This is a genomic window from Cryptobacterium curtum DSM 15641 (assembly GCF_000023845.1).
Taxonomy (GTDB): domain Bacteria; phylum Actinomycetota; class Coriobacteriia; order Coriobacteriales; family Eggerthellaceae; genus Cryptobacterium; species Cryptobacterium curtum.
On the sequence record NC_013170.1, the window covers coordinates 869,308 to 892,952 of the forward strand.

20 protein-coding genes and 2 tRNA genes are annotated in these 23,645 nt (G+C 51.3%); 1 reads left to right on the forward strand and 21 read right to left on the reverse strand.

What is annotated here, in order from left to right:
- Positions 1 to 19: 19 nt before the first annotated feature.
- The 19 genes from CCUR_RS03740 to lepA form a co-directional block, all read right to left on the reverse strand.
- On the reverse strand, positions 20 to 1,915 hold the full coding sequence (locus CCUR_RS03740) for a ribonuclease J (RefSeq protein ID WP_012803148.1): 1,896 nt from the start codon (positions 1,913 to 1,915) through the stop codon (positions 20 to 22).
- Positions 1,916 to 1,930: 15 nt separating this feature from the next.
- Positions 1,931 to 2,833 (reverse strand): 4-hydroxy-tetrahydrodipicolinate synthase, encoded by a 903-nt coding sequence (gene dapA / locus CCUR_RS03745; RefSeq protein ID WP_012803149.1) that lies wholly within the window; start codon positions 2,831 to 2,833, stop codon positions 1,931 to 1,933.
- A gap of 475 nt (positions 2,834 to 3,308) precedes the next feature.
- Positions 3,309 to 3,383: transfer RNA gene (locus tag CCUR_RS03750), tRNA-Val, on the reverse strand.
- A 37-nt stretch (positions 3,384 to 3,420) separates the two neighbouring features.
- Positions 3,421 to 3,495 (reverse strand) — tRNA-Asn (locus tag CCUR_RS03755).
- 74 nt (positions 3,496 to 3,569) lie between these two features.
- The gene (gene dapB / locus CCUR_RS03760; RefSeq protein WP_012803151.1) at positions 3,570 to 4,337 is read right to left on the reverse strand and encodes a 4-hydroxy-tetrahydrodipicolinate reductase; all 768 of its coding nucleotides are present in this window, start codon (positions 4,335 to 4,337) and stop codon (positions 3,570 to 3,572) included.
- A 22-nt stretch (positions 4,338 to 4,359) separates the two neighbouring features.
- Complete coding sequence (locus tag CCUR_RS03765) at positions 4,360 to 6,588, reverse strand: polyribonucleotide nucleotidyltransferase (RefSeq protein ID WP_012803152.1); 2,229 nt, start codon at positions 6,586 to 6,588, stop codon at positions 4,360 to 4,362.
- Positions 6,589 to 6,742: 154 nt separating this feature from the next.
- Entirely contained in the window at positions 6,743 to 7,030 is a 288-nt protein-coding gene (gene rpsO, locus CCUR_RS03770) for a 30S ribosomal protein S15 (protein WP_012803153.1), read from the reverse strand.
- Positions 7,031 to 7,248: 218 nt separating this feature from the next.
- Complete coding sequence (recO, locus tag CCUR_RS03775; RefSeq protein WP_012803154.1) at positions 7,249 to 8,019, reverse strand: DNA repair protein RecO; 771 nt, start codon at positions 8,017 to 8,019, stop codon at positions 7,249 to 7,251.
- Positions 8,019 to 8,966, reverse strand: a complete 948-nt coding sequence (gene era, locus CCUR_RS03780; protein WP_012803155.1) for a GTPase Era — start codon at positions 8,964 to 8,966, stop codon at positions 8,019 to 8,021. The genes recO and era overlap by 1 nt, the downstream gene beginning before the upstream one ends.
- Positions 8,967 to 8,983: 17 nt before the next feature.
- On the reverse strand, positions 8,984 to 9,361 hold the full coding sequence (locus CCUR_RS03785) for a diacylglycerol kinase family protein (RefSeq protein ID WP_012803156.1): 378 nt from the start codon (positions 9,359 to 9,361) through the stop codon (positions 8,984 to 8,986).
- Entirely contained in the window at positions 9,358 to 9,831 is a 474-nt protein-coding gene (ybeY, locus tag CCUR_RS03790) for an rRNA maturation RNase YbeY (RefSeq protein ID WP_012803157.1), read from the reverse strand. The genes CCUR_RS03785 and ybeY overlap by 4 nt, the downstream gene beginning before the upstream one ends.
- 72 nt (positions 9,832 to 9,903) lie before the next feature.
- Complete coding sequence (gene mtaB, locus CCUR_RS03795) at positions 9,904 to 11,133, reverse strand: tRNA (N(6)-L-threonylcarbamoyladenosine(37)-C(2))-methylthiotransferase MtaB (RefSeq protein WP_012803158.1); 1,230 nt, start codon at positions 11,131 to 11,133, stop codon at positions 9,904 to 9,906.
- Positions 11,130 to 11,912, reverse strand: a complete 783-nt coding sequence (locus CCUR_RS03800) for an RsmE family RNA methyltransferase (protein WP_012803159.1) — start codon at positions 11,910 to 11,912, stop codon at positions 11,130 to 11,132. The genes mtaB and CCUR_RS03800 overlap by 4 nt, the downstream gene beginning before the upstream one ends.
- 7 nt (positions 11,913 to 11,919) lie before the next feature.
- Positions 11,920 to 13,041, reverse strand: coding sequence for a molecular chaperone DnaJ (gene dnaJ, locus CCUR_RS03805; protein WP_012803160.1), 1,122 nt, complete (start codon positions 13,039 to 13,041; stop codon positions 11,920 to 11,922).
- A 65-nt stretch (positions 13,042 to 13,106) separates the two neighbouring features.
- Positions 13,107 to 14,117: a heat-inducible transcriptional repressor HrcA gene (gene hrcA / locus CCUR_RS03810; RefSeq protein ID WP_012803161.1), complete on the reverse strand. Its 1,011-nt coding sequence runs from the start codon at positions 14,115 to 14,117 to the stop codon at positions 13,107 to 13,109.
- Between the two features lie 381 nt (positions 14,118 to 14,498).
- The gene (gene hemW, locus CCUR_RS03815; RefSeq protein ID WP_012803162.1) at positions 14,499 to 15,605 is read right to left on the reverse strand and encodes a radical SAM family heme chaperone HemW; all 1,107 of its coding nucleotides are present in this window, start codon (positions 15,603 to 15,605) and stop codon (positions 14,499 to 14,501) included.
- Complete coding sequence (gene dusB / locus CCUR_RS03820; protein ID WP_012803163.1) at positions 15,602 to 16,597, reverse strand: tRNA dihydrouridine synthase DusB; 996 nt, start codon at positions 16,595 to 16,597, stop codon at positions 15,602 to 15,604. Before dusB ends, hemW begins: the two co-directional genes overlap by 4 nt.
- 8 nt (positions 16,598 to 16,605) lie before the next feature.
- A complete protein-coding gene (locus CCUR_RS07470) occupies positions 16,606 to 16,800 on the reverse strand; it encodes a hypothetical protein (protein WP_143711809.1) in 195 nt (64 codons plus the stop codon).
- An 11-nt stretch (positions 16,801 to 16,811) separates the two neighbouring features.
- Positions 16,812 to 18,614: a translation elongation factor 4 gene (gene lepA / locus CCUR_RS03830; protein ID WP_012803165.1), complete on the reverse strand. Its 1,803-nt coding sequence runs from the start codon at positions 18,612 to 18,614 to the stop codon at positions 16,812 to 16,814.
- Between the two features lie 664 nt (positions 18,615 to 19,278).
- Here lepA and rpsT point away from each other — a divergent pair.
- Entirely contained in the window at positions 19,279 to 19,797 is a 519-nt protein-coding gene (gene rpsT, locus CCUR_RS03835; RefSeq protein ID WP_012803166.1) for a 30S ribosomal protein S20, read from the forward strand.
- A gap of 279 nt (positions 19,798 to 20,076) precedes the next feature.
- Here rpsT and holA read toward each other — a convergent pair whose 3' ends face one another.
- Positions 20,077 to 21,069, reverse strand: a complete 993-nt coding sequence (gene holA, locus CCUR_RS03840) for a DNA polymerase III subunit delta (RefSeq protein ID WP_012803167.1) — start codon at positions 21,067 to 21,069, stop codon at positions 20,077 to 20,079.
- On the reverse strand, positions 21,050 to 23,563 hold the full coding sequence (locus tag CCUR_RS03845) for a ComEC/Rec2 family competence protein (protein ID WP_169302064.1): 2,514 nt from the start codon (positions 23,561 to 23,563) through the stop codon (positions 21,050 to 21,052). The genes holA and CCUR_RS03845 overlap by 20 nt, the downstream gene beginning before the upstream one ends.
- Positions 23,564 to 23,645 lie beyond the last annotated feature (82 nt).

A 23,645-nucleotide genomic window follows, 5' to 3' on the forward strand; every position in this document is an offset into this window, starting at 1 on the left:
TATTGTTTAATGCTCTTATTTACAGTTCAATCAGGTTAACGATAACCATTGGACGCTGTTTAATACTTTCCCACATAAAGGACTGAAGTGCCTGACGACAGGCCTTTTCATAATCGCGCCGCTTACGTGACCCGTCGGTAATAACCTTCTCAAGCGCCCGCTTGACAGTAGTGGCTGCATCCTCCGCCAAATAGGCATCGTCGCCACCAGTAATGCCACGCATCTGCACCTGTACACTACCACGAACCGAACCAGAAGACCGATCGATAGCGCAGGCAATTGTAGCAATTCCCTGTTCAACCAGAGCGCTACGTTCGTCGAGGACATCCTGACTCGTATCACCAACTGACAGACCATCAACGAAAACAATACCGCTTTGTACAGGGTCGCCTTCGCGTACATTGCCCCCTGATAGCACAAGTGATTCACCATTTTCGAGAATGAATATCTTGTCAGGATCAATGCCTACCGCACGTCCCAATTGAGCATGAGCCCGCAGATGTGCCGCTTCACCATGAACCGGCATGAAGGCACGTGGCTTCACGATAGAAAGCATGATTTTTAATTCTTCAGCGCCCGCATGCCCTGAAACATGAACGCGCGCACGGTTTTTGTCGTAGACATCGGCTCCAACCTTGGCAAGCAGGTTAACAACGCGCGTTACCGCCTTTTCGTTGCCCGGTACCGGAGTTGCGCTGATGATAACAGTGTCGCCCGCTTCGATAGAGATGGTTTTGTGCTCTCCCGCCGCAATGCGCGCTAAGGCAGAAAGGGGCTCGCCCTGCGACCCGGTACACATGACAACGACTTTCTCGGGTGGAATACCCTTGAGATCGTACGCATCAATGATGTCAGAATCGCGTACATCGAGATACCCGAGCCGGCGCGCGATATCGGTGTTCTGCACCATTGAACGCCCGGTAACAACCACCTTGCGTCCCGCTTCAACAGCGGCATCACAAATTTGCTGCATGCGATGAATATGGCTTGCAAAGCTCGCAATGATCACGCGGCCCTTTGCATGTCTGATGATATCGCGCAGCACCTTGCCAACTTCAGCCTCGCTCGGTGTGAAAGCCGGCACATTTGCATTCGTGGAGTCGCTCATCATAAGGTCGACGCCCACTTCGCTCGCACGAGACAGCGCGCCAAAATCGGTCGTAATGCCATCAATCGGTGTCTGGTCGAGTTTAAAGTCACCCGTATGCAGTACATTAGCTGCCGGCGTTTGGAAAAAGATACCGACAGCACCAGGAATGGAATGGTTAACCGAAAAGAAGTCACACGTGAAGAAGCCAAGCTTAATGCGCTGACCGGGCTTAATTTCGATAAGCTTCGCATTTTTGATCTTATGCTCGGCAAATTTGCCTTCGATTAAACCGAGTGTGAGCTTAGTAGCATAAATCGGTACCTCGCAGTCGAGATCCTTCATCAAATATGGCAGCGACCCGGTGTGATCTTCATGTCCGTGCGTAATGACGATGCCGCGCAGTTTGTCGGCGTTCTCAAGAACATAGGTGTAATCAGGCAAAATAAGATCAATACCGGGATGGTCATCGTCGGGAAACATAATGCCTGCATCATCAAGTATCATGTCGTTTCCGCATTCGAAAACGGTCATGTTCTTGCCGATTGCGTCGAGCCCTCCTAAGGGAATTACCTTAAGTTGTGCCTTAGGATCTTTTTTGGGAGACAAAATACCCGATACTTCATTGCGCGAAGAGAATGCTCCCTCCCGAATTGATGGTGAACTCTGGCGACGATGAGAACTCCGCCGTTTTGCAGACCCTTTTACCGAATCTTCTGCTTGCGTGAGCTTCGGTCGTTCATGTTCGATGTGGGCGTGCTTATACGACTGTGAAGGCGCACGCCGCTTAGAGTCCGTAGTGGACTTACTTTCTTGGTTATTGCTCATACCTTTCCTTTGCGGTTAGACAGAGAGACCAACACTGCGCATTACCTGCGCTAATGCAGCTGATTCTTCTCTGGTTGCCCGCAGAAGCGGAAGCCGCACGCCCCCCACATTGAATCCGCTCAGATTCAATGCTTCCTTAACCAGAATGGGGTTGGACGTCGCGAACAGCCCTCGCATGAGGGGCAACAAGTTTTCATTTTCAGCGACTGCTTCAGTCCATAGACCTTGCGCCGCATACTCCACAATTTTCTTCATGCGCGCCGGGGTAACATTAGCGATAGTTGAAATAACGCCTGCCCCTCCGCACTTCATAACATCGACGGTTAATGCATCATCACCCGAATACACCGTAAAATAATCCGGAGCATCAGCGGCGATTTGGGCGATCTGCTCAAGATCACCCGAAGCTTCTTTAACAGCAACAATATTGTGATGCTCACGGGCAAGCGCAAGCGTCGTTTCTGCTTCCATATTGATCCCACAACGCCCTGGGATGTTATAAAGAATTATCGGCAGGTCAACTGCGTTGGCAAGAGCAGAAAAATGTGCAAACAGGCCGGTTTGAGGTGGCTTGTTATAGTACGGCACCACCGCCATAAGACCATCGACACCCACTTCTTCAGCACGACGCGCAAACGCGATGGTATCAGCGGTGCAGTTATTGCCAACATTAGCGATAATCGGCACCGTTAACGACTGGTCAGCAACAAGTGCCCCAAGAACGTCAATCTTTGCATCAGCGCAAACAGTAGGGCCCTCCCCTGTTGTTCCGAAGATCAGCAGAGAATCGCAGCCGCCATCGACAAGACGTCGCGCAAGAGCACGAGTCTGCGCTATATCGACATGTAACTCATCGTCGAATGGTGTCACCATTGCCGGAATAAGCCGACCAAATAATGGCTGTGTGCTCTGGGACATGCAATTCGCCTCCGAATCAAATAAATGGGCTACTTTATCCGATTTATTATCCCATCTCTTGAAGACTCTGTAGCGAAGTACGTTAAACCTACGCAAGGCGAAAGCCCATGTCGGATGAAGCTCAATGTGCGCACTCATTCACACGCTGGGAAGTGCGATCTCTATGCAAATATTGAGCTTTCATTCTCATACTGCGTAACTGAACGCTATCCGTTCGAATAAGTATGAAAATTCCGGAGGCCCACCTCGAATTCCGTTCTAGGCGCATCAACGTTTATTTACCTAGAGGAACGTGCGGGGATTTATTCAAATAAGGAAGAATGTGTGCGCTCGTTCGCCTACCGACGCGTGTGGATGTTTGCTTCGAGAACTTAAAACTTCGAACAGCTTTGAGCAGAGAAAAAGCGCTCAATCACATTCAGTCACATGCATGAAAACAGGTCAGGAACTTTACGCTTCTGACCTGCAATGTCGATGGTGGGCGTTACAGGGTTTGAACCTGTGACCTCTTCCGTGTGAAGGAAGCGCGCTCCCGCTGCGCCAAACGCCCGTAGAAAAGGGCCTTATGGCCCTTGAGGTATATCAAATGGCTCCCCGGGTAGGATTCGAACCTACAACCCTTCGGTTAACAGCCGAATGCTCTGCCGTTGAGCTACCGAGGAATTTTTAGTGCGCTGTTGCGCAAGAGAGAATTATACCGAAAGCAACCCTGTTGGCAAGCGACATTTTGAAGTCTTCAAGCCATAAGGTTTTCAAGTCCAATAATAAGGCCCTCTCGATCGATAACAGCACGCACTGCTAACAACACGCCCGGCATATAACTGGCACGATCCCATGAGTCATGCCGAATAGTTAACGTCTGTCCCATTGAACCAAATATAACCTCTTGCGAAGCAGAATAACCATTGCTGCGTACCGAGTGGACCGGCACCCCTTCGACCAGCGCCCCTCGAGCACCCTGCCCATCAGCAACTTCGGTTTCGCGACCTGGTGCCAACGAGGTATGATCACGTGCTGCGGCAATACGACGAGCCGTATTCATCGCGGTGCCACTGGGGGCATCTTTCTTATGACAATGATGGAATTCGATAACTTCTGCTTCGGGGAAATACTTTGCGGCCATCTCGGCAAATTGCATCATCAACACCGCACCGATAGTGAAGTTGGGTGCATAGAATAAGCACGTATTGTCGCATACCTGTTCGGCTAACTTTTCAAGATCGGCTGGGGTAAGACCGGTCGTTCCCACGACACAATTGATATGAGCCGCCAGACAGCTGCGAATATTGTCTGCAACTGATGACGGCTCGGTAAAGTCAATCAAGACATCAATAGTATCCTGCGCGGCAAGAGCCTCGGGAACACTTTTGTAGACGGGAAATGCGGCAGGTGTCTGGTGCGGGTCGATACCGCATACCAAGTCCATATCGTCGGCAGCTAAGACAGCAGCAACTACCGTAGCTCCCATCCGTCCAGCACAGCCACTTACCGCAACATGTATCATGTCATTCTCCCAACGTCGTATGTTAATCGCGCTTACGTGACCGAGAACGGCGATGATCGCCTTGCACACCTTGGTCACCTGGGCGGCGACCAGACTGACGGCGTTCATGCTGCCCGCGATCGCTACGACTGTCAATATCGCGGCGTGGACGTGAAGAGCCTTGCGGTGCATCGGGTTTATCAATGCGATCAAGACTGATTTTGCCGTTGTCGCCAACTTCGATAACTTCAACCTTGACAGCATCGCCCAGGTTAAGCACATCTTCGACCTGACCCACACGACCATTGGCCATGCGGCTGATATGAAGCAGGCCATCTTTACCAGCTGTCAGCTTAACAAAGGCGCCAAAGTCTTTGATACCTACCACTTCGCCGTCGTATATTTCGCCAACTTCAGGCTCTTTAATAATGTCAAGAATAGCCTGCTTAGCTGCCTCGCCAGCAGGGCCTTCAACGGCAGCAATATGAACCGTACCGTCTTCTTCGACCTCAATCGTCGCACCGGTTTCGTCTTGGAGGCCGCGAATAACTTTGCCACCCGTGCCAATAACGTCGCGAATCTTTTCAACCGGAATCTTGATAGTCTCGATACGCGGCGCAAACTCAGACAGTTCAGCACGTGGCTCGGAAATTTGCTCAAGCATAGCAGACAGGATAAAGGCACGTCCTTCCTTCGCCTGCGCAAGCGCCCTGCCAAGAATTTCAGTCGACAGACCGCGCGCCTTGTTATCCATCTGTAGAGCCGTGATACCACGAGCGGTGCCAGTTACCTTGAAGTCCATATCTCCGAGGAAGTCCTCAAGACCCTGGATGTCAGACAGGATGACCGTTTCGTCTCCTTCTTTGATAAGGCCCATTGCAATACCGGAAACAGGAGCCGTAATGGGCACGCCAGCGTCCATAAGGGCAAGCGTTGATCCACAGGTAGATGCCATAGAGCTTGACCCGTTGGACTCAAGAATCTCAGAGACAACACGAATGGCATAGGGAAAATCATCTTCGCTGGGAAGCACGGGAATAAGAGCCCGCTCAGCAAGGGCACCATGGCCAATTTCGCGACGCTTTGGCGCTCCTATACGACCAACTTCGCCCGTGCAATAGGGCGGGAAGTTGTACTGGTGCATATAGCGCTTGCCCTCGGATGGGTCAATCGTGTCAAGCCGCTGTCCTTCGCGCAATGTGCCCAGTGTGCACACTGAAAGTGCCTGCGTCTGGCCACGCTGGAACAAGCCCGAACCATGTACACGCGGAAGATATCCCGGGCGGATATAAAGAGGACGAATCTCGTCGGCAGCACGCCCATCGACCCGCTCGCCCGTTTCGATAATCATGACACGCATCGCCCGCTTCTCGAGCGCCTTCAGAGCAGCGGCAATATCGGAAGCCCACGCAGCGCGCTCTTCGTCGCTGAAATCACTTTCGCGTACAGCTGCTTTAAGCGCCTCAACCTTTGCGATACGCGAAAGCTTATCAGCATCACGCAGAGCAGCAGCCATCTCGGCTTCGTGAGCGTTAACGCGTTCGGCAATACGCGGATCAGCGGTATGAATGGCATATTCAAGCGGCGTACAATCGAGCTGGTCGAGAAAACGCTGTTGGGCGTCGCAGAAGGCGGCAATGGCTTCTTGTCCGAAGTTCATTGCGGCAAGCATGTCTTCTTCGCTTACTTCATTGGCACCTGCTTCAACCATGCTGATGTAATCGGCAGTACCAGCAATCGTTAGCTCAAGATCGCTTTCTTCCTGTTCAGCATAGGTGGGGTTAACGATAAATTCGCCCGTTTCCACGTTGCGGGCAATACGCACACAAGCAGCAGGACCATCAAACGGTGCACCGCCAGCAAGCAAAGCCGCCGAAGCGCCGCCAACGCAAATGCAATCAGGTGGATTTTGGCCGTCAGCAACAAACGTCGTAGCAACAATATGTACTTCTTGCTTAAATCCATCAGGAAAGCCCGGACGAATAGGACGGTCGATCATACGAGCCGTGAGCGTACCCTTGTCGGAAGCTTTTCCTTCGCGCTTCAAATAACCACCTGGAATGCGGCCAACCGCGTACATCTTTTCCATGAAGTCGACGGTCAGTGGGAAGAAGTCATAATCTTTTTCTTCCTTCGAAACGACCGCTGTTACCAAGCAGGTTGTTTCACCCTGTGTCACCAGCACGGCACCCGTTGCCTGCTTTGCCAATTCGCCTGTTTCAAGACGATAGGATTTACCATAGAGTTCGAATTCTTCAACAACTTTTTTCATGTGTCTACTTTCTCGTTCCTTTAGGCCGGAGTGCCTAAAGCTTCTTTGTAGTAGGGACCTCCCCCACTACCCGAGCAGCCACGCCCTGCGCGACCGACCGTGTTCGCTCTGGTGGAAAAGCAAAAGCCCGCACAAAAATGCGGGCTTTAGGCATTTACACGTTATCGCGGATACCGAGCCTTTTAATAAGGTCACGATAATGCTCGATGTCACGGTTCTTGATGTAACGCAAAAGACCACGACGCTTACCAATAAGCATCATCAGACCACGACGAGAATGGTTATCCTTCTTGTGGGTCTTCAGATGTTCGGTAAGATTACGGATACGCTCCGTCAGAATGGCGACCTGCACCTCCGCACTACCCGAATCGTGTTCGTTTTTGCCATATTCGCGCATCAATTCTGCAGTGCGCTCTTTGGAGATACTCAGCTTGTCAGCCATGATCCCACCTTTCTCTTCGGGACGTGACGTCCACAACAATTCGCTTCCCGCCGAGCGTCATGCGGTGGGCGCGTGCGCGCCAAGCAGGAAGTAGTCTGTCACCAGACAGCTTGTCCATTATAGGCGCTTCGTGCACTGATGCATTCTCGATCAGGTGATTCTATCGTCTGCACACAAGCGGCCTCTGCTTCAAGTGAACACCCCCTTTTCACGCTGCCTTAAAAGAGTCCGCAGGAAAGAAGAAAATTCATCGATTTCAGGTTAACCCCCAAGGCACCACGCAGCCAACTATGACACAGATGCAGCACGTGAAATGCGGTGTCGATATCGCAATCAGCCTGTTCCACCTCGTCAAAGGTCATCAATGACAATGCGTGTGCCCAGTTGAGGGTATGCAGAGAAAGCGCCACATGGACATGGGATGCGGCACAGTCGTAGCAAAGCGCCCCGCCGTCGATATATGAAAAGCGCACTTCGTCTGTTGGATTGTCTTCCAAAAGCGACTGTCCACAATCGATGCAGGTGTCAAGCGAAGGGCGAAATCCCAGGAGTGCAAACAGCTTCAAAAGATAGGCAGCCGTCAGCGGACATAATACTATCTCTTCGCAGGTCGATAGATGGTCAAGAATGGATTCGGTCATAGGAAATAGGCGAGGAACCGGAAGATCCTCATGTGCACAGCGACGCAGCGCATCAAGAATAGGAGCCGCCGCAGCATTGCGAATGATGTCACTACGCAATGGAGCATGGGCAGCCGCAAGACGCGCTTCGCTGACAATTGCCAACCCACGACTCGGCGCAAGCATGACATCACATACCCCAAAGAGATCAAGACGTGCCGCAAACGGATTAGAAGGCTTTAAGGCACCGCGTGCCACAAAACTGATACGGGACCCATCTTCAATGAGCGCATCGACAATAGCGTCGCTTTCACGCAAGCGATTGCGATGCAAGACGATAGCGCGCTCATGCTGTGCAGGACGACCCATTAAATGCCTTCGCCGTAACCAAACCGTCTGATCTGATTGAGATCGCGCCGCCAGTTCTTTTTGACTTTCACATGTAAGTCCAAATACACCCGACAGCCAAGCAACTGTTCAAGATCTATGCGCGCAGCCTGCCCGATAGCTTTTAGGGCTGCCCCGCGTTTGCCAATAATAATGCCCTTTTGACTTTCATGTTCAACAAAAATCGTGGCAAAAACGCGTTCGAGATCTTTGCGTCGTACGTATTCCAATTCGTCAACCACCACGCCAATAGCATGGGGTACTTCATCGTAAAAGCTGCGCAGAATTTTTTCGCGAATGAATTCAGCAACCACCACTTCAAGGGGCTGATCGGTTTCCATATCGGCAGGAAACCAGCGTGGGCCTACCGGGAGTAGCGATGCCATTTTGTTCAGGAAGAATTCAACGCCCTCGCCGCTTACGGCAGAAAGTTGAATTTTTGCATCCCAATCAGCAAGTGCTGACGCCGCTTCCATCTGCGCATCAATCGTATCTTGATCGATGAGATCAATCTTGGTGATAACCAGTACCTTTTTTGCCTTGATAGGAGCAATTATGCGAGACACCCATTCGTCCCCCGTGCCGACAGGTTTAGTACCGTCGACAAGAAAAGCAACCACATCGATACCGTCAAGCGCTTGGATGGCTGATTCATTGAGTTCTTGGCCAAGCGCATCATGTGGCTTATGAATGCCTGGCGTATCAATAAGCACCAGCTGAAAGGTATCGGTAGTTTTGACCGCGCGAAAGCGATGGCGCGTTGTCTGAGCGGTATCGCTGGTAATAGCCACTTTTTTGCCCATGATAGCATTGATAAGTGTTGACTTACCTGCATTGGGACGACCGACAAGGGTGACAAACCCCGATTGAAACGATGTGTCATCACCAGATTGTGATTCAGAGTGTGATAGCGTGGTTTGAGTAGTCATTGATTCACCCACTGAAGCTAACAAAAAAACGAAATAATATGAGGAACAAACACGAGCAGCCCAATAATGCAAGAAGCTATCGACAGGGCGAGCACGGCACCAGCAGCAAGATCTTTCGCAACGCCCGCCTGCTCATCAAAATGAGGGCATGACAAATCGATAGCCTGCTCAAGAGCAGTATTGAGACATTCAGCCGCCAGTACAGCGCCAATGCACAGAACGATAAGACACCATTCAACGGGGCTAAGAGCACAGAGAACTCCAGCAAGGACAACCACCAAAGCAACCACGGTCTGCACGCGAATGTTAAGACCCAGTCGATACGCCTGAACTATGCCACGAGCCGCATATCGAAAAGAAGAAACAAACGGCGTGGGAGTCCCATCGGGCTTCATAGGGAATTCCTCCACGCAGCGAGCAGCTCATCTTCGCGCGCTTCCATTACCTGAGCTTCTTCTTCAACCATATGATCATATCCACAAAGATGAAGCAGACCATGGCACACCAAGAGCTCTATTTCCTCTGCCAACGTCGTGCCAAAAAGAGCCGTCTGTCGTTCGGCCACATCAACTGCCACAACAATGTCGCCCAATTCGTAGGGAATCTCCCCCACCTGATCAGCTTCGTTGTTGACGCTGAAATCGTCATCATACCCGTCGCACTCAAAGCTTAATACGTCGGTTGGACCCACTTTGCCGCGATATGCTTCGTTCAGCTCAGCAATACGGTCATCGTCGACAAAGCTGATAGAAACCTCGGTAGAGGCCGGCTTGCCTTCAGCGGCGATAATAAATTGCGCAAGACTTTCAAGAGGCATGCCCTCAACACGTTCACGTCCATAGTCATAATTGATTGTGATATCCACCGTTTCAGCCTTTCATAAGTGCACCGCACGCTGAAAATGCTTTCAAGAATTCTGGGGCTATTATAAAGCGCATTAAACCTGAAACGTCCCGTGAGAATCAAAGCTCTTCAAATGCATGCGCGCCAGAGAACCGCGCGGTATCGCCGGGTCAACCGAAACGGGATAATACGATTCACTCATTCCCAAACCATGTGATTCAACAAGTACGTCTTCGCTTGTTCCGATGCGTCGAGTGGCTTCTTGCCAGCGCACCTCACGCGCCAGCTCTGAAAGAATATGCGAACGGTTAGCACTGACCAGTGAATCTATTTGATCAGTGCGCGCTGCTGCTGGTGTTCCCGCGCGCTTCGAGTAACGAAATACGTGGACTTTCGAAAAGCGACACGCACGCACCATATCAAGGGTTGCTTGAAAGTCCTGATCAGTTTCACCGGGAAACCCAACAATAATATCGGTCGACAACGATACCTCGGGAACAGCTGTGCGAATACGCTCAACAATCGACAAAAACTGCTCGGCACTATACGGGCGCGCCATTTCGTGTAAGACCTTCGACGACCCTGATTGAAGAGGCAGATGAAGATGACGACACACACGCCCCTCTTGACGGGAAAGCACCTCTATCAATTCATCCGTTGCATGAAGTGGTTCAATGCTCGAAATACGTACTCGCAGCTTCGGCATCTCGTCAATAAGCTGCTGAGCCACCTTTGCTAAGTTGGCATTGTTACTGGTATAGGTTCCCAGGTTAATGCCGGTTAAAACTACCTCGCGCACGCCCGCATCGTACAGCTCGTGTGCTTCGCGCAGTACATCAGGAAGAGGTCGTGAGAACGCTTTTCCCCGCGCAACATGAACAATACAGAACGTACATGCCGCGCTACACCCATCCTGTATCTTAAGGCCAACACGGGTAGGAAAATCTCCCCCAAAACGCAGGTGACGGCGCACTTCCTCGGCAATAAGCGGCTCTTCGTGAACTGCTTCAAAACAGGTATCGGCAACCTGATTCTTTCCGCATACAACAACGCGCTCATCCATGGATAAAAATTCATCTGGATCAAGTGCGGCTGCACAACCGGTAACAACAACCGACCGAGCGCCCATAAAATCACGCAAGGCACGGCGCACGGTTTTTCGTGTCTTTTTTTCTGCTTCGCCCGTAACGGTACACGTGTTGATAACAACAACATCGGGATACCTGTCGTCGGTAATGGCTCCCCGATCCTCGAGCTGAGCAGCGATGGTATCCGACTCGACCCGATTAACCTTGCACCCTAAGTTAATGATGGTGTATCTCATTGCAGGACACCCAGAGTCGACAGAGCAAGCGCTGGCGCCACAATACCCGCTGTTTCAGTGCGCAAGATGGAAGACCCCAGAGTTACGGCGTAAGCCGGTGGTCCCATATGCAAGAAATAATCCACTTCATGTTGCGTCAGACCACCCTCAGGGCCGATGACAAGCGCAACGCGAGCGTGGGCAGCCGTCTGTCCACTCAACTGAAGTGCTTGAGCAATTGCCTCAGACACGCCAACGCCATGTGCTTCTTCCCAACAAATAAGGATACACGTAGCATCTGAAAGTATCTCTGCCACTTCGTCGCAGCGATACGGAAGAGTAACTTCAGGTATACGCGGCTGCCCTGATTGCATAGCGGCACTTTTGGCAATCGCACGCCACCGACCGACCCGCTTGTGTGCTTTATCACCGTCAAGTTTCACCACACTTCGCTCGCAGGCTAACGGTACAAACTGCGTTACACCGAGCTCGGTCGCGTGCCGTATAACAACATCAACCTTGTCACCTTTTGAAATACCCTGCAACAGACATACCTGGGGACGGTCGACAGAAGCAGAATTATGCGCCGCAATACGCACGCACATGCCTGCTGCATAGAAGGAAACAATCTCGCACTCAAAGTAGTCTTGTGCCGCATCAACAACAGCCACATGTTCACCAGCTGCAAGACGCAAGACCCGCGCGTGGTGTTCATCTTCGGCAGAAAGACGCAAAATAAAGGGACTTTCCTGTTCACAGGCAAGCACCTGAGAAGGAAGAAAGAAGCGTGCCAAGCTCATGAGATTCCTAGTTAAACGCGTCTTTGATCTTCTGGAAGGGTGTTCTCTCTTCGGTGTATCCCTCGCCCATTTCTTCTGCAAGCGCTTCAAGCAATTCTCGTTCGCGCTTCGAAAGCTTTTTCGGAATGACCACATTCACATGCGTAAACAAATCGCCTCGCGCTTCGCTTTTGAAGCGTGGCATACCATACCCTCGCGTCCGAACAACCTGTTCGCTCTGACAGCCTTCAGGAATAACAACGGTTACTTTTTCACCTTCGAAAATGCCATCAACTTCAACTTCAGCGCCAAGTGCGGCTTGCACCATTGAAATGCTCACGCGCGTATGCAAATTGTCGCCATCGCGCTTGAAATAATCATGAGCGACGATACGGCACGTCACAATAAGATCGCCCGCGCTGGCTCCTTGCATGCCCGCTTCGCCAAAGCCAGAAAGGCGCAATTGCTGACCGTCGCGAATACCAACGGGTACCTCAACGGTAATGCGCTGACGGTCGGGAACTCGTCCCTGCCCTTCGCATTCTGGACAAGGATCCGTCACAATAGTGCCGGTGCCGTTACAGCGCGGACAGGTCGAAGCGGTCTGCATGTCTCCTAAAAAGGTACGCTGAACGGTAACAACACGGCCTTGTCCATGGCAATCGGGACATGTAGTTTCCTTTCCATCAGGACCCAATCCGCTGCCGCCGCATTCGGGACACGGCGCAAGGCGATCGTAGACAATTTCTTTCTTCACACCAGCGGCCACTTCTTCAAGCGTAAGCCGCAAGCCCACGCCCATATCACGCCCCTCACGCCGCATACGCACGCCACCTTGACCGCCGCCAAAGAAGCTGCTGAAGATGTCGCCCATGCTGCCGAATCCGCCAAACAGATCGTCGAGATCGACATATGGTGCATTGCCACCAGCACTACCAGGGATAGTGCCAAACCGATCATACTGAGCACGCTTAGCCGGATCGGAAAGCACGTCATATGCTTCGTTTAATTCTTTGAACTGTTCCTCGGCATCATCCGCTTTATTGACATCAGGATGAAGTTGCCGTGCACGACGTCGGAACGCCTTCTTGATCTCGTCATCGGTGGCTGTCTTTTCAACCCCGAGTACTTCGTAGAGATCTTTGGACATGAAACGTTCTACCTTCCTTTACCGATCCAACGCTACCATCTTTACAAGAGCGCTAGCTGTCTTCCTTATGCGTCTGTGTCACCCAAGGCGCTCTGCGCTGTGCGCACCGCCTTGATAACTTGTGCGTAATTCATTCGTGTTGGCCCAATGACTGCCACAATTCCTTCGCTGTGGCCACGACCGTAACGACCAGCCACCACCGACACTCCCGCAAGAGAGGCGGCTCCGTTTTCGCTTCCGATACGCACTGTGGTATTCCCATCGCTATCAACATCGTGCAGTATACGCAACAAAATCGTATCGTCTTCAAGCACTTCAAGTACGGGCATCAATGCCTGTGCCTGCGCAAATTCGGGTTGTCGGACCAACGCTTTGAGACCTTCTTGATGAGCACGCCCTGCCGAGCCTTCTTCAACAAGGCGTAGCGTCTCGCGTATAAGAAGGCGTGTTAAATGGTCGGGAAACTGTTCCTCGTCAATATGATGCGGTATATCATCTGGTTGTTTATCGACAATCAGCGCGTTTAAGGTCTCCTGCACGGCATGTACTTCATCAGGTGATACTTCGCAGGGACATTCCACCTGACGATCAAGCACCTGTCCTTCTTCAGTTACCACCACAATCATGACGCGCCGCGCTGAGAGCGCCACGAGTGTAATCTGTCGCACTGACAGCGAAAGTGTTTGTGGGGGCAATACGATCGATAAGCATTCTGTCAGGCGAGCCAACGCCGACGTGGTGCGATCCATCAAATCGTCGAGTTCAAGCGCTGAATCTTTCAGCGCCCGCGCCGCACGGCGAGAATCTTCATCAAGGTCTTCTTCGGTAACATACGAGCCCAACAAGTCATCGACAAATGCGCGATACCCGAAATCGGTGGGAATGCGCCCAGCGGACGTATGCGGCTGCTTAATATAGCCTGCATCTTCCAACACTGATAGTTCGTTGCGCACCGTTGCTGAACTGACGCCCAAACGATAGTTCTCAACCAGCGTGCGCGAACCAACCGGCAGGGCGTGCGATATGTATTCTTCGATCAGTGCAGCAAGCACCCGTTGGCGCCTATCAGAAAGCATCTTTGGTTCACGCTCCTTTCCGGTTACTCTTCGCAGCTACTTCGCGACTGTTTGGTGAAAGGCTCTTCAAAAACTCGTCAGCTGTTTTTACAACCATCACCAAAATACGCTTTGCGACATACTTTGCTGAAAGGGCATTCTAGCAGCCAAGCCTATCGAGTGCTGATACTGTCTTCCAAAAGATACCAATATGTCACCAGGAGAACAGTCAACGTCGATGTATCGACGTGTTTAACACCATGAGGCGCACGCTGTTACCAAGGAATCCTCCGATGCAGATGAAATATATCAACCTGTTGAACGCCGTGAGGCGCACGCTGGCATACGCAATGATCGTGTTAGTACCCATGCTGGCTAGAGCGCTAAAAGTGCCCATGCTAATTAGGGTGCCAAATCAAGAAGTGCTCCATAGAGTTCATTGCCAAGCAGCCATCCTTTTTCGCTTGACTGCCATACGCCATCCGTATGTTCAACCAGACCGAGCGAGACAAGCGATGAAAACGTATTTGGTGCCTGCGGTAGCAACTTCGCCGCTTCATTAAGACGTATATCGGAAATACCCTTTGTTAGGCGCATACCTAGCATGAGATCTTCTGCTTCGCGCTGATAGCGATCGAGTCGCTCAAGAATATATCCATCCTGACTGCGCCAACGTCCCTCGTCGTTCTGTTCCATACTAACGGCTCCCGACCCTATACCGAGATACGGTACTCCTGTCCAGTAGGAACAGTTATGGCGGCATTCATATCCCATACGAGCATAGCTTGCTACTTCATATCGATAGAAACCAGCCTGCTTAAGTATACGTGAAGCATCTATCATGGCATCAGCTTGTTCATCTTCGTCAATAGCAGCAAGCAGCCCTTTACTATATAGGCTATAGAATGGTGTGCCTTCTTCGATGGTGAGCGGGTAAATACTAATATGCGAAACACCGAGCGCGATAGCTTCCTGCACACTTGAAAGAAAACTTCCAGGCGTTTGACCAGGAATACCACATATCAAATCGATTGATACATTGTGAAAGCGATCATGCGCATCGTCGATTGCACGGCGCGCATCATCAGCTGAATGAGGACGCCCCAATATACCGAGCACCGTATCGTCAAAACTCTGTACACCAAGGGAAAGCCGATTGGCTCCCAGCGCCCACAGATCACGCACCATACGCCGTGTCAGACTTTCAGGATTTGCCTCAATAGTGCATTCAACCGTATCGGTTAGGTGCATTGAAAGAGATAGTGCATACAGTAACTGAGTAAGGCGGGCAGGTCCTAGAAATGTTGGTGTGCCCCCACCAAAATAGACGGTTTCAATATCACTCAACAACCCGTCGCGCCCACGGGCACGCAGGGCAAGCACAACCGCTTCAACATATGCATCCATTTCGCTGTTGTGTCCTGGAACATGTGATGCAAAATCGCAATACGAACATTTTGCCCGACAGAACGGAACATGCACATAGAGCGCTTTGAAAGGATCGTTCATTGCGCATCCTCACGCATTTCAAGTTCGTCGAGACGGCGATCCATTTCGTCAAATGCAGCCTCAAATTCTGCAAGCGACCGGCATCGATTCAACGCTTCGCGCGCCTGTGAGGCACCTGGTTGACCCTTGCAGTACCAACTCCCCTGCTTGCGCATACGCACCAGTGTACGCGGCTCCCACCTATAGAGCTCTCGCGCATGGCGTCGAGCAAGCGCGACGCGCTCGCGTAAGCTGGGTGGTTGTGGTGCTGGCTTACCAGCGAGTGCTGCTGCCACGTCGGCGAACACCCATGGATTTCCTTCAGCTGCTCGTGCAATCATGATGGCATCGCACGCAGTTTCACGCATAAGCGTAACCGCATCAGCGCCACAACAGACATCCCCATTGCCAACCACCGGAATCGCAACCGCTTCTTTTACGCGACGAATAGTCGCATGGCAGGATGTGCCGCGGTATAACTGCTGCGCAAATCGCCCATGAACCGTTACCCCCGCAGCTCCTGCCTGCTCAACACGACGTGCTAGATCACCCGCAGTCTCGCAGCCAAGCGCGAACCCGCGCCGCATCTTAACGGTAACCGGAACATCGACGGCGTCAACAACAGCAGCAACAATGTGTACAGCACGGTCGGGCTGCTGCATAAGAGCCGATCCATCGCCTTTGGTAATAATTTTTCGGGCAGGACAGCCCATGTTGATGTCGATAACAGCAAGCGCTTCGCCAAGCATTTCGCGTACACGTGCTGCCTGGTGGGCCATGGTAGCAGGCTCATGTCCAAAGAGTTGCACGCCAACCTGTGTCTCGTCTGGAGAAAGCGTTAAAAGGTCTTCAGTGCGCTGATTTTCATACGACAGCCCTTTAGCGCTTACCATTTCGGTAAACGTAAGAGAAGCGCCCTGTTCAAGACAGAGCTTACGCATAACTGGATCGGTTACGCCAGCCATAGGAGCTAACATAACCGGATGCGTTGCCATAAATGCCGGCCAATCCACCTGATGCCCTATACGGTTTTCGATAGACTCAGGGCACCCATAAGCCCTAAGACACCGATAATCACCATTAAAAGAATGGCCAGAAAGCATCCACAGCCAATTGCTGCTTTGCTCGAACCAGCCATGCGCCGCGTTGGCGGCCGCCTGTCATCAAAGGCCTCGTCAATCCAACTGCGTTCGGTATCGTCTTGTGTATCTGCCATATAGTTGCCTATCACTCGTCGACCTTCAATATGGCCATAAATGCTTCTTGGGGAACCTCAACATTGCCGATTCCCTTCATGCGTTTCTTACCTTGCTTCTGCTTTTCCAACAGCTTGCGCTTACGACTGATGTCGCCGCCATAACACTTGGCAAGAACATCCTTACGTTTAGCACTGACTGTTTGACGCGATAAAACACGCCCACCAACAGCAGCTTGGATGGGCACTTCAAACATCTGTCGGGGAATAATTTCCTTGAGTTTTTCAGTGAGCACCCGCCCACGATCGTAGGCTTTATCTTTTTGAACGATAAAACTCAGCGCGTCAACAGGCTTGCCCGCCAGCAAGATATCAAGCCGAACCAACTTGCTTGGCTTATAGCCATCAAAGTCATAGTCGAGACTTGCGTATCCTCGTGTATTCGACTTCAGCTTATCGAAATAGTCCATAATGAGTTCCGACAAGGGAATCTCCCAAACCATTTCGACCGTCGTCGGGCTGAGGTAGTTCATCGTAATAAATTCACCGCGACGCGCCACCGTTAAATCCATAACAGCACCGACATAATCAGGCGGAATAAGTATCTTTGCCTTGAGATACGGCTCTTCAATATGATCGATTTCACCCGGATCGGGCATCTCTTGCGGCGAACGCAGGCTTACCATTTCTCCCGATGATTTGTAGACGTGATATTCCACACTTGGCGCAGTTGCAAGCAAATCAAGACTGAATTCACGCTCAAGCCGTTCCTTAACAACTTCCATGTGTAAAAGTCCCAAAAAGCCTACGCGGAACCCAAAGCCAAGCGCATGCGAGGTCTCAGGTTCCCAAATAAGGGCTGGATCATTAAGGGAAAGCTTTTCAAGCGCTTCTTTAAGCGGCTCGTACTGGTCGCCATCAATCGGGAAAAGCCCCGTAAAGACCATGGGTTTCGCTTCACGATAGCCCGGGAGTGGCTCGACGGTTGTGTTTTCAGTAGCTGTGATGGTGTCGCCAACTTTTACCTGTGCGATATCCTTCAATCCCGTCACAAGATAGCCAACCTCGCCCATGCTAAGACATTCCAACGGCTCTTCCGCCGGATGACGTGCGCCAACTTCTTCAGCGATCATCTCGGCATCGGTAGCCAGCAGACGCAGGTGTTGTCCACAGGTAAGCTGCCCGTCAACAATGCGCACGAGCGCTACCACACCACGATACGCATCAAAATAACTGTCAAAGATAAGCGCGCGCAGTGGCGCGTGTGCATCGCCCGTAGGAGCGGGAATGTCATAGACAATGGCTTCGAGCAGATCATGCACGCCGACACCCGTTTTACCACTGGCAAGCACGGCATCATCAGCGGGGATAGCAAGGCCATCTTCAATTTCTGCTTTGACACGCTCAGGTTCGGCAGCCGGTAGATCAATCTTGTTGATAAGAGGAATAACAGCCAGATTTGCATTCATAGCCATCATCGCATTTGCGACCGTCTGTGCTTCGACCCCTTGAGTTGCATCAACCACCAACACAGCGCCTTCGCAGGCGGCAAGACTGCGACTGACTTCGTAGGTAAAGTCAACGTGCCCCGGTGTATCAATCAGATTGAACTGATACGTTTCACCATCATCGGCGGTATAACTTACCCGTACTGCCTGACTTTTGATGGTAATGCCACGCTCACGTTCGATATCCATGTTATCAAGCAGCTGCGAGCGCATATCGCGCGCAGCAACCGTACCGGTCTGTTCCAGAATACGGTCGGAGAGCGTCGATTTACCGTGATCGATGTGCGCAATAATGCTGAAATTCCTGATATGGGAAGGATCGGTCATAGCTGCTTTCTTTACTGCTGTTATACCCCTGCCCTTCCGATTAAACGTGCAAGGGGTGTGATCAAATATCCCGCGTAAACGGAACTCATATTGTATCGTGAAATAGAACGCGTATCGGCACCCTCTACTGAAGCGCCAAATCTCACCGCGGTGCTTCTTAGTTGAAACACCATCAACATGACTGCTCTGCTGCAGCAATGTTGTTGGAAATATCTTGAAATACCGCTGCAGCAGTTGCCCGCAGGCGTGCAGGAGATGGAAAATATATCGGTTACGCTGCCATAAGAACTCATCGCTGCAGCTTGCCCGCAGGCGTGCAGGAGATGTGCATTTGTACGCGCTTTTCTTCCTTCACACGCCACCGTATGGCCAAAATCTGGTAACCTGATGCATCGCGTATCCGGCAAGACGTTCGCAAAGCACACTGCTTATGCGGATCTGCAGACAAGGCTGCATGGGATCATCGTTACGTCGGGTGGCTAACGGCCGCATGAACGGAAAATCCTGACCGTTCAATCTATCGCATTTCGGCACAGGTTCTGAAATGCGTCGGATAAGACCGTATTCCACCTGGCCTTAAGACTCCACCCCGCATTTTCTGCATGCCGCATAGGTAGACAATACGCCGCGTTGCGGCAGAAGGCGGAATTAAAGGAGTTCCAGCATGGCAAATATCAAAAGTCAGAAGAAGCGTATTCGTACCAATGAAAAGGCGCGTCTGCGTAATCGCGCCGTCAAAAGCGAACTAAAGACGGCTATTCGTGTCGTTAAAGATGCTGTTGCGGCCGGCAATGGCGCTGCTGCACTGGCTGGCGCCCATCATGCCTGCAAGCTGCTTGATCGTGCGGCTTCAAAGGGAGTCATCCATAAGAACCAAGCGGCTAACCGTAAAAGTGGCATTATGAAACTTGCTAACACCGTCGTCACCGATGAGATTCGTGCTGCCTACAAGGCACCGGAGAAGCGTGCTACCGAGCCAAAGGGTGGTACCAAGAAGGCTGCACGTCGTGCTGAACGTCAGAAGGCCTATGAAGAAGCCGCCAAGGTAAAGGAAAAGAATCGCAAGGCCACCAAGAAGGCTCAAGCTGCTGCGGAAGCTCGTAAGGCCGCTGAAGCGGCTGAAGCCGAAAAGGCAAGCGAGGCTGAAGAAGCTGAAGAGTCCACTGAAGAGGCTGCTGAATAACCGAGCTGAATACGTTTCAACTCAATACATACAGTACAAACACTCGAAAAAGGGAGGCTTACGCCTCCCTTTTTCGAGGTGGACCTCCGGACGATTTCTTGGACACATCAGGCCACATATCCTAAGAACAGTCGATACTCTTCTGGGCTTTTTTACACCTAAAAGCTGATCCGTTTGACTTTGAGGCTATAAGCAGAGATATGTACCTACATCCGCTTAGCAGCGCAGATTAACTAACTTGTTTGCCGACAAATTATTCGAAGTTTCATGACAGATGTCTTATCGACAGACGACACCAAGCCACCAGGACTCAAAAGATTCTTCAGGATTGGCACCGCTTTTCATAGCTAATTCGGTGTCACGGGCGCTTTCAAGTGCTCGGTGAAGTTCTGACACTGAAAACCCGCGCGCCCAGGTAACATGATTTTTTACCCGCCAAGCAGGAAGATGCAATAAATCAGGAAGTGTTTGAACTTGACCTCGATTAACGAGCGCCTTCGTCATGATAAGTTCGCGAATGCGCGTAACACACAGGGCAAGCAAGCGATAGGCTGAAATATCTCCAAGCTGCGCTTGAATAACAAGACAGCGCTCAACATTGCGACTTGAAAAAGCGTCGACAAATTCCCATGGCTTAGCTTCATTCGTACGGCTTACAAGCGCTCGCACTTCATTTTCATTGATTGCATCGCTTCCCCAGTGAGCAAGCGCGAGTTTGCGTATCTCGGCGTTGAGAGCGACGGTGTTTTCTCCCACAAGATCAATCAGGGTACCAATGGCAGCTTGGGTAATAGATACCCCTTGTGAAGCTGCTAAAGCCGAAACTTTCTTCGGTAAATCACGGCGGGTTGGCGGCGCACAATCAATAACTGCCTGAGCACCTAACTTTGCCACCGCTTTATACAGGCGCGTATTTTTGGCGAGCCCGGTTGCCACCAGGCAGAGAACTGTCTGGTTATTGGGCGCCGCGAGATACTCAATGACCTGGGCAACGTCGCTCCCCTTCAAGCGATCAGCTGCAAACACCTCAACAAGGCGAACAGGGCTAGCAAAGGGAAGCGTATTGCAAGATGCCACGATAGCTTCACCCTGAGCCTGTGCCCCGTCAAATTCATCACGATTAAATGACAGGTCGCCTTCACGGGCAATGCGCTCATGCAGACGACGGATAACTGCCTCTTTCTTGAGGTCATCGGTGCCCGTAACAAGATAAGCGGGAAGCAAAGGTGTTGTCGATGCTGAAGTCATATCGTCATGGTACGCGATCCGCATTGATGTACATTGTGTCCGGCAACAATCTGCATACAACATCCCCGCATGTATCAGTTTTGTACAGAAGGACATCGCTCTTCTTTTGTTTATCTACCCGACTGGTTGCGTGAGCAGTCATGTGACGTGAATCACCTGTTGAAGACGAACCTATCAAATCACTTCCCGCTTCATTTGTTCGAACGAGTCCTTCCATAATGACACGTGGATGAATTTCTTTTGCGATGCGCTCGTCACGACTGCTATCAACCCGCGGTTGCAAACTAACAAGAACATCTATCGGTCCATTGCTCTTCAGACAATGTGCTCTTTCAAGCGTTGGCTTGAAATGCTCGTCAGTAATAAGTGCTGTTACATCAGCCGTTCCATCGCCATTCGTATCGGCTGTTAACTGAAACAGCACCCCCGAAATGCCCTGCCCGTTTTCGCTTTCGTGCTCATCCGAGGAATTAGATATACCAGTCACATCAGACATGCTCGTCAATCGCAAATGACCTATTGAACAGTATCCGTTTCCCGCCCCGCATGAATTCGGTAAAGAGCTTTCAAGTAACAGGCCATTGATCTGTGTGTTCTTGTTATTTGGTGCGATGGTATCTTCCTTTGTCTGCGTGTAACCCTGCCCAAACGCAATAACATGATCAATGCCTATTCCACCACAGACCGCATCAAGTACGCGCGTATGCGCGGATGCATCCGTTACCACAAGTGCATCAAGATGATTAACATCATGTCGAGCAAGTGCCTTAAGCAGACGGGGACCAGATGACCCTGTCCCAATAAGCACCGCTGAAGGACCATCGCGGACCAGTACGGCACTATCCCCTTCAAGATCTAAAAGCACCAGTTCACTCGCATGCAAAGCAGGGGGCACAATAAGAATGCATACCAAAGCGCCTGTTGCCAGACAGGCAGCACTAATGGCAGCTGGCAGTGAAGGTGTGGGCCACAGAACATACAGTACGCCAAACACAGTAAGCGTTGCACAGAGCAATACGGGAAGTTCAAAGGCGACAGGAATACTCGCACAGGGAATGTGTGCACAGAGATGGGCAACATCACAAAGCGCTTGGGCACAGAAACACGGTATACCAAGTACACTCGAAAGAGGCGGAATAAGAGCCGCGATAGGCACCAGTATTGAAGCGATTGTACAGGTAAGCGCAAACAACGGCGTAGCAAGCACATTAGCCAGTGGAGACACAAGGGGAAACTGACCGAATACGCTTATTGAAAATGGCAGAGTCGCTAAACTGGCTGCAATCGTAATGCCAAGAACATCGGCTATGGGTTGTGCATGTCCAAAAAGGAGTACCCCAATCCACTGCGCAAAATAACGACCAAACAGAATAATCCCCAGTGTTGCAGCAGCCGAAAGTTGAAACGATGCTGATAGGGCATTCGGCGGCCACAAAATAACAAGTACCCCAACACACCAGGCCCAAGCGGAAAGACCGCTTGCCCGCCGCCGCGACGCAAAAGAGAGCAATACAACCGCTGACATGGCACACGCTCTCAGAGCCGATATCGGCACACCCGCAAACACCACATAGATACCCGCAAGAGCAAGCACCAGCATATTACGAGGTCCTTTTGCAAGACGAATGCGTGCGAGAATGGCAGCAACCATCCCAGCAAAAACCGCCAGATGCGACCCACTTACCGCAACTAAGTGAGCAAGCCCACATGATCGCACTGCACGATAAACGCTACTCCCCGTCAGGTCAGATCGGTCAGCGCAGATAAGCGCCTTTAACAGAAGAGTACCCTCTCCCCCTTGATTGCTCAGCGCTGAAAGACAAGCATGCCGTGCGGTATAGGGCAACGCAGCAAAAGGCGCTGGTCCCAACCGCTCAATTGTCTGGGCATGTACATCACCAGCAAGCCCTTGTTGTGTCAGGCGACCTCTTGAAGCTGGCTTTTCACCCCGTAATTCACCGTGGGCGGTGAATACTTCCCAACAGGAAAGCGATTCATTCTTATCGAATATAACCGAGACCCGCTCGAGGGAACCAGATTCAAGCACACAGAGCGCCTCTACCGAAGAATTAAATTCGCCTGTATGGGAATCTTCAAGCGCACAGAACGTATGACTCTGCGCACCATCGTGCGCAATCTGATCGGCTTCTTCGTTAAGCACCAGAATAAACACCGTACTGATAGCAAGACCCGCGGCTGTACCAATCAGAAGCGAAAGAAAAGCACATAACAAATGTGACCGTACGCGCACGACAAACGGTACAAAAAGCACTAAAGCACCGAGTGATTCTCCCATCAAAAGGATTGGAGAAATATCAGGATCCGTATCGAGCCACCAAAGGGACACACCAACTGCTGCCCACATGCCAAGCGCAGCACATACATGAGGCATGAGCGCCGGTCTTAAGGGAGTATTTTGCAAGGGACTCGTATTCACCATGCTCGATCGTTCTACCTGCGGCTCGCATTCAGCGAGTACATGCATGACCCACACGCGGCATGCGATCGCTCTGTACACAGCCGCGTTCCAGAACATGATTGTTCTGCGTACGGTCCACACATGATAGACACCAACGCTGGTCGTTCTGCACACTATTGCG

Bases quoted from the DNA above. Each gene is read 5' to 3' on its own strand.
- hemW (WP_012803162.1), bottom strand. From the start codon at position 15,605: ATGAACGATCCTTTCAAAGCGCTCTATGTGCATGTTCCGTTCTGTCGG.
- dapA (WP_012803149.1), bottom strand. From the start codon at position 2,833: ATGTCCCAGAGCACACAGCCATTATTTGGTCGGCTTATTCCGGCAATG.
- holA (WP_012803167.1), bottom strand. From the start codon at position 21,069: ATGCGGATCGCGTACCATGACGATATGACTTCAGCATCGACAACACCT.
- era (WP_012803155.1), bottom strand. From the start codon at position 8,966: ATGACTACTCAAACCACGCTATCACACTCTGAATCACAATCTGGTGAT.
- CCUR_RS03800 (WP_012803159.1), bottom strand. From the start codon at position 11,912: ATGAGCTTGGCACGCTTCTTTCTTCCTTCTCAGGTGCTTGCCTGTGAA.
- hrcA (WP_012803161.1), bottom strand. From the start codon at position 14,117: ATGCTTTCTGATAGGCGCCAACGGGTGCTTGCTGCACTGATCGAAGAA.
- rpsT (WP_012803166.1), top strand. From the start codon at position 19,279: ATGGCAAATATCAAAAGTCAGAAGAAGCGTATTCGTACCAATGAAAAG.
- dapB (WP_012803151.1), bottom strand. From the start codon at position 4,337: ATGATACATGTTGCGGTAAGTGGCTGTGCTGGACGGATGGGAGCTACG.
- CCUR_RS03785 (WP_012803156.1), bottom strand. From the start codon at position 9,361: ATGAAGCCCGATGGGACTCCCACGCCGTTTGTTTCTTCTTTTCGATAT.
- lepA (WP_012803165.1), bottom strand. From the start codon at position 18,614: ATGACCGATCCTTCCCATATCAGGAATTTCAGCATTATTGCGCACATC.
- CCUR_RS03765 (WP_012803152.1), bottom strand. From the start codon at position 6,588: ATGAAAAAAGTTGTTGAAGAATTCGAACTCTATGGTAAATCCTATCGT.
- dnaJ (WP_012803160.1), bottom strand. From the start codon at position 13,041: ATGTCCAAAGATCTCTACGAAGTACTCGGGGTTGAAAAGACAGCCACC.
- recO (WP_012803154.1), bottom strand. From the start codon at position 8,019: ATGGGTCGTCCTGCACAGCATGAGCGCGCTATCGTCTTGCATCGCAAT.
- CCUR_RS03740 (WP_012803148.1), bottom strand. From the start codon at position 1,915: ATGAGCAATAACCAAGAAAGTAAGTCCACTACGGACTCTAAGCGGCGT.
- rpsO (WP_012803153.1), bottom strand. From the start codon at position 7,030: ATGGCTGACAAGCTGAGTATCTCCAAAGAGCGCACTGCAGAATTGATG.
- mtaB (WP_012803158.1), bottom strand. From the start codon at position 11,133: ATGAGATACACCATCATTAACTTAGGGTGCAAGGTTAATCGGGTCGAG.
- CCUR_RS07470 (WP_143711809.1), bottom strand. From the start codon at position 16,800: ATGGCAGATACACAAGACGATACCGAACGCAGTTGGATTGACGAGGCC.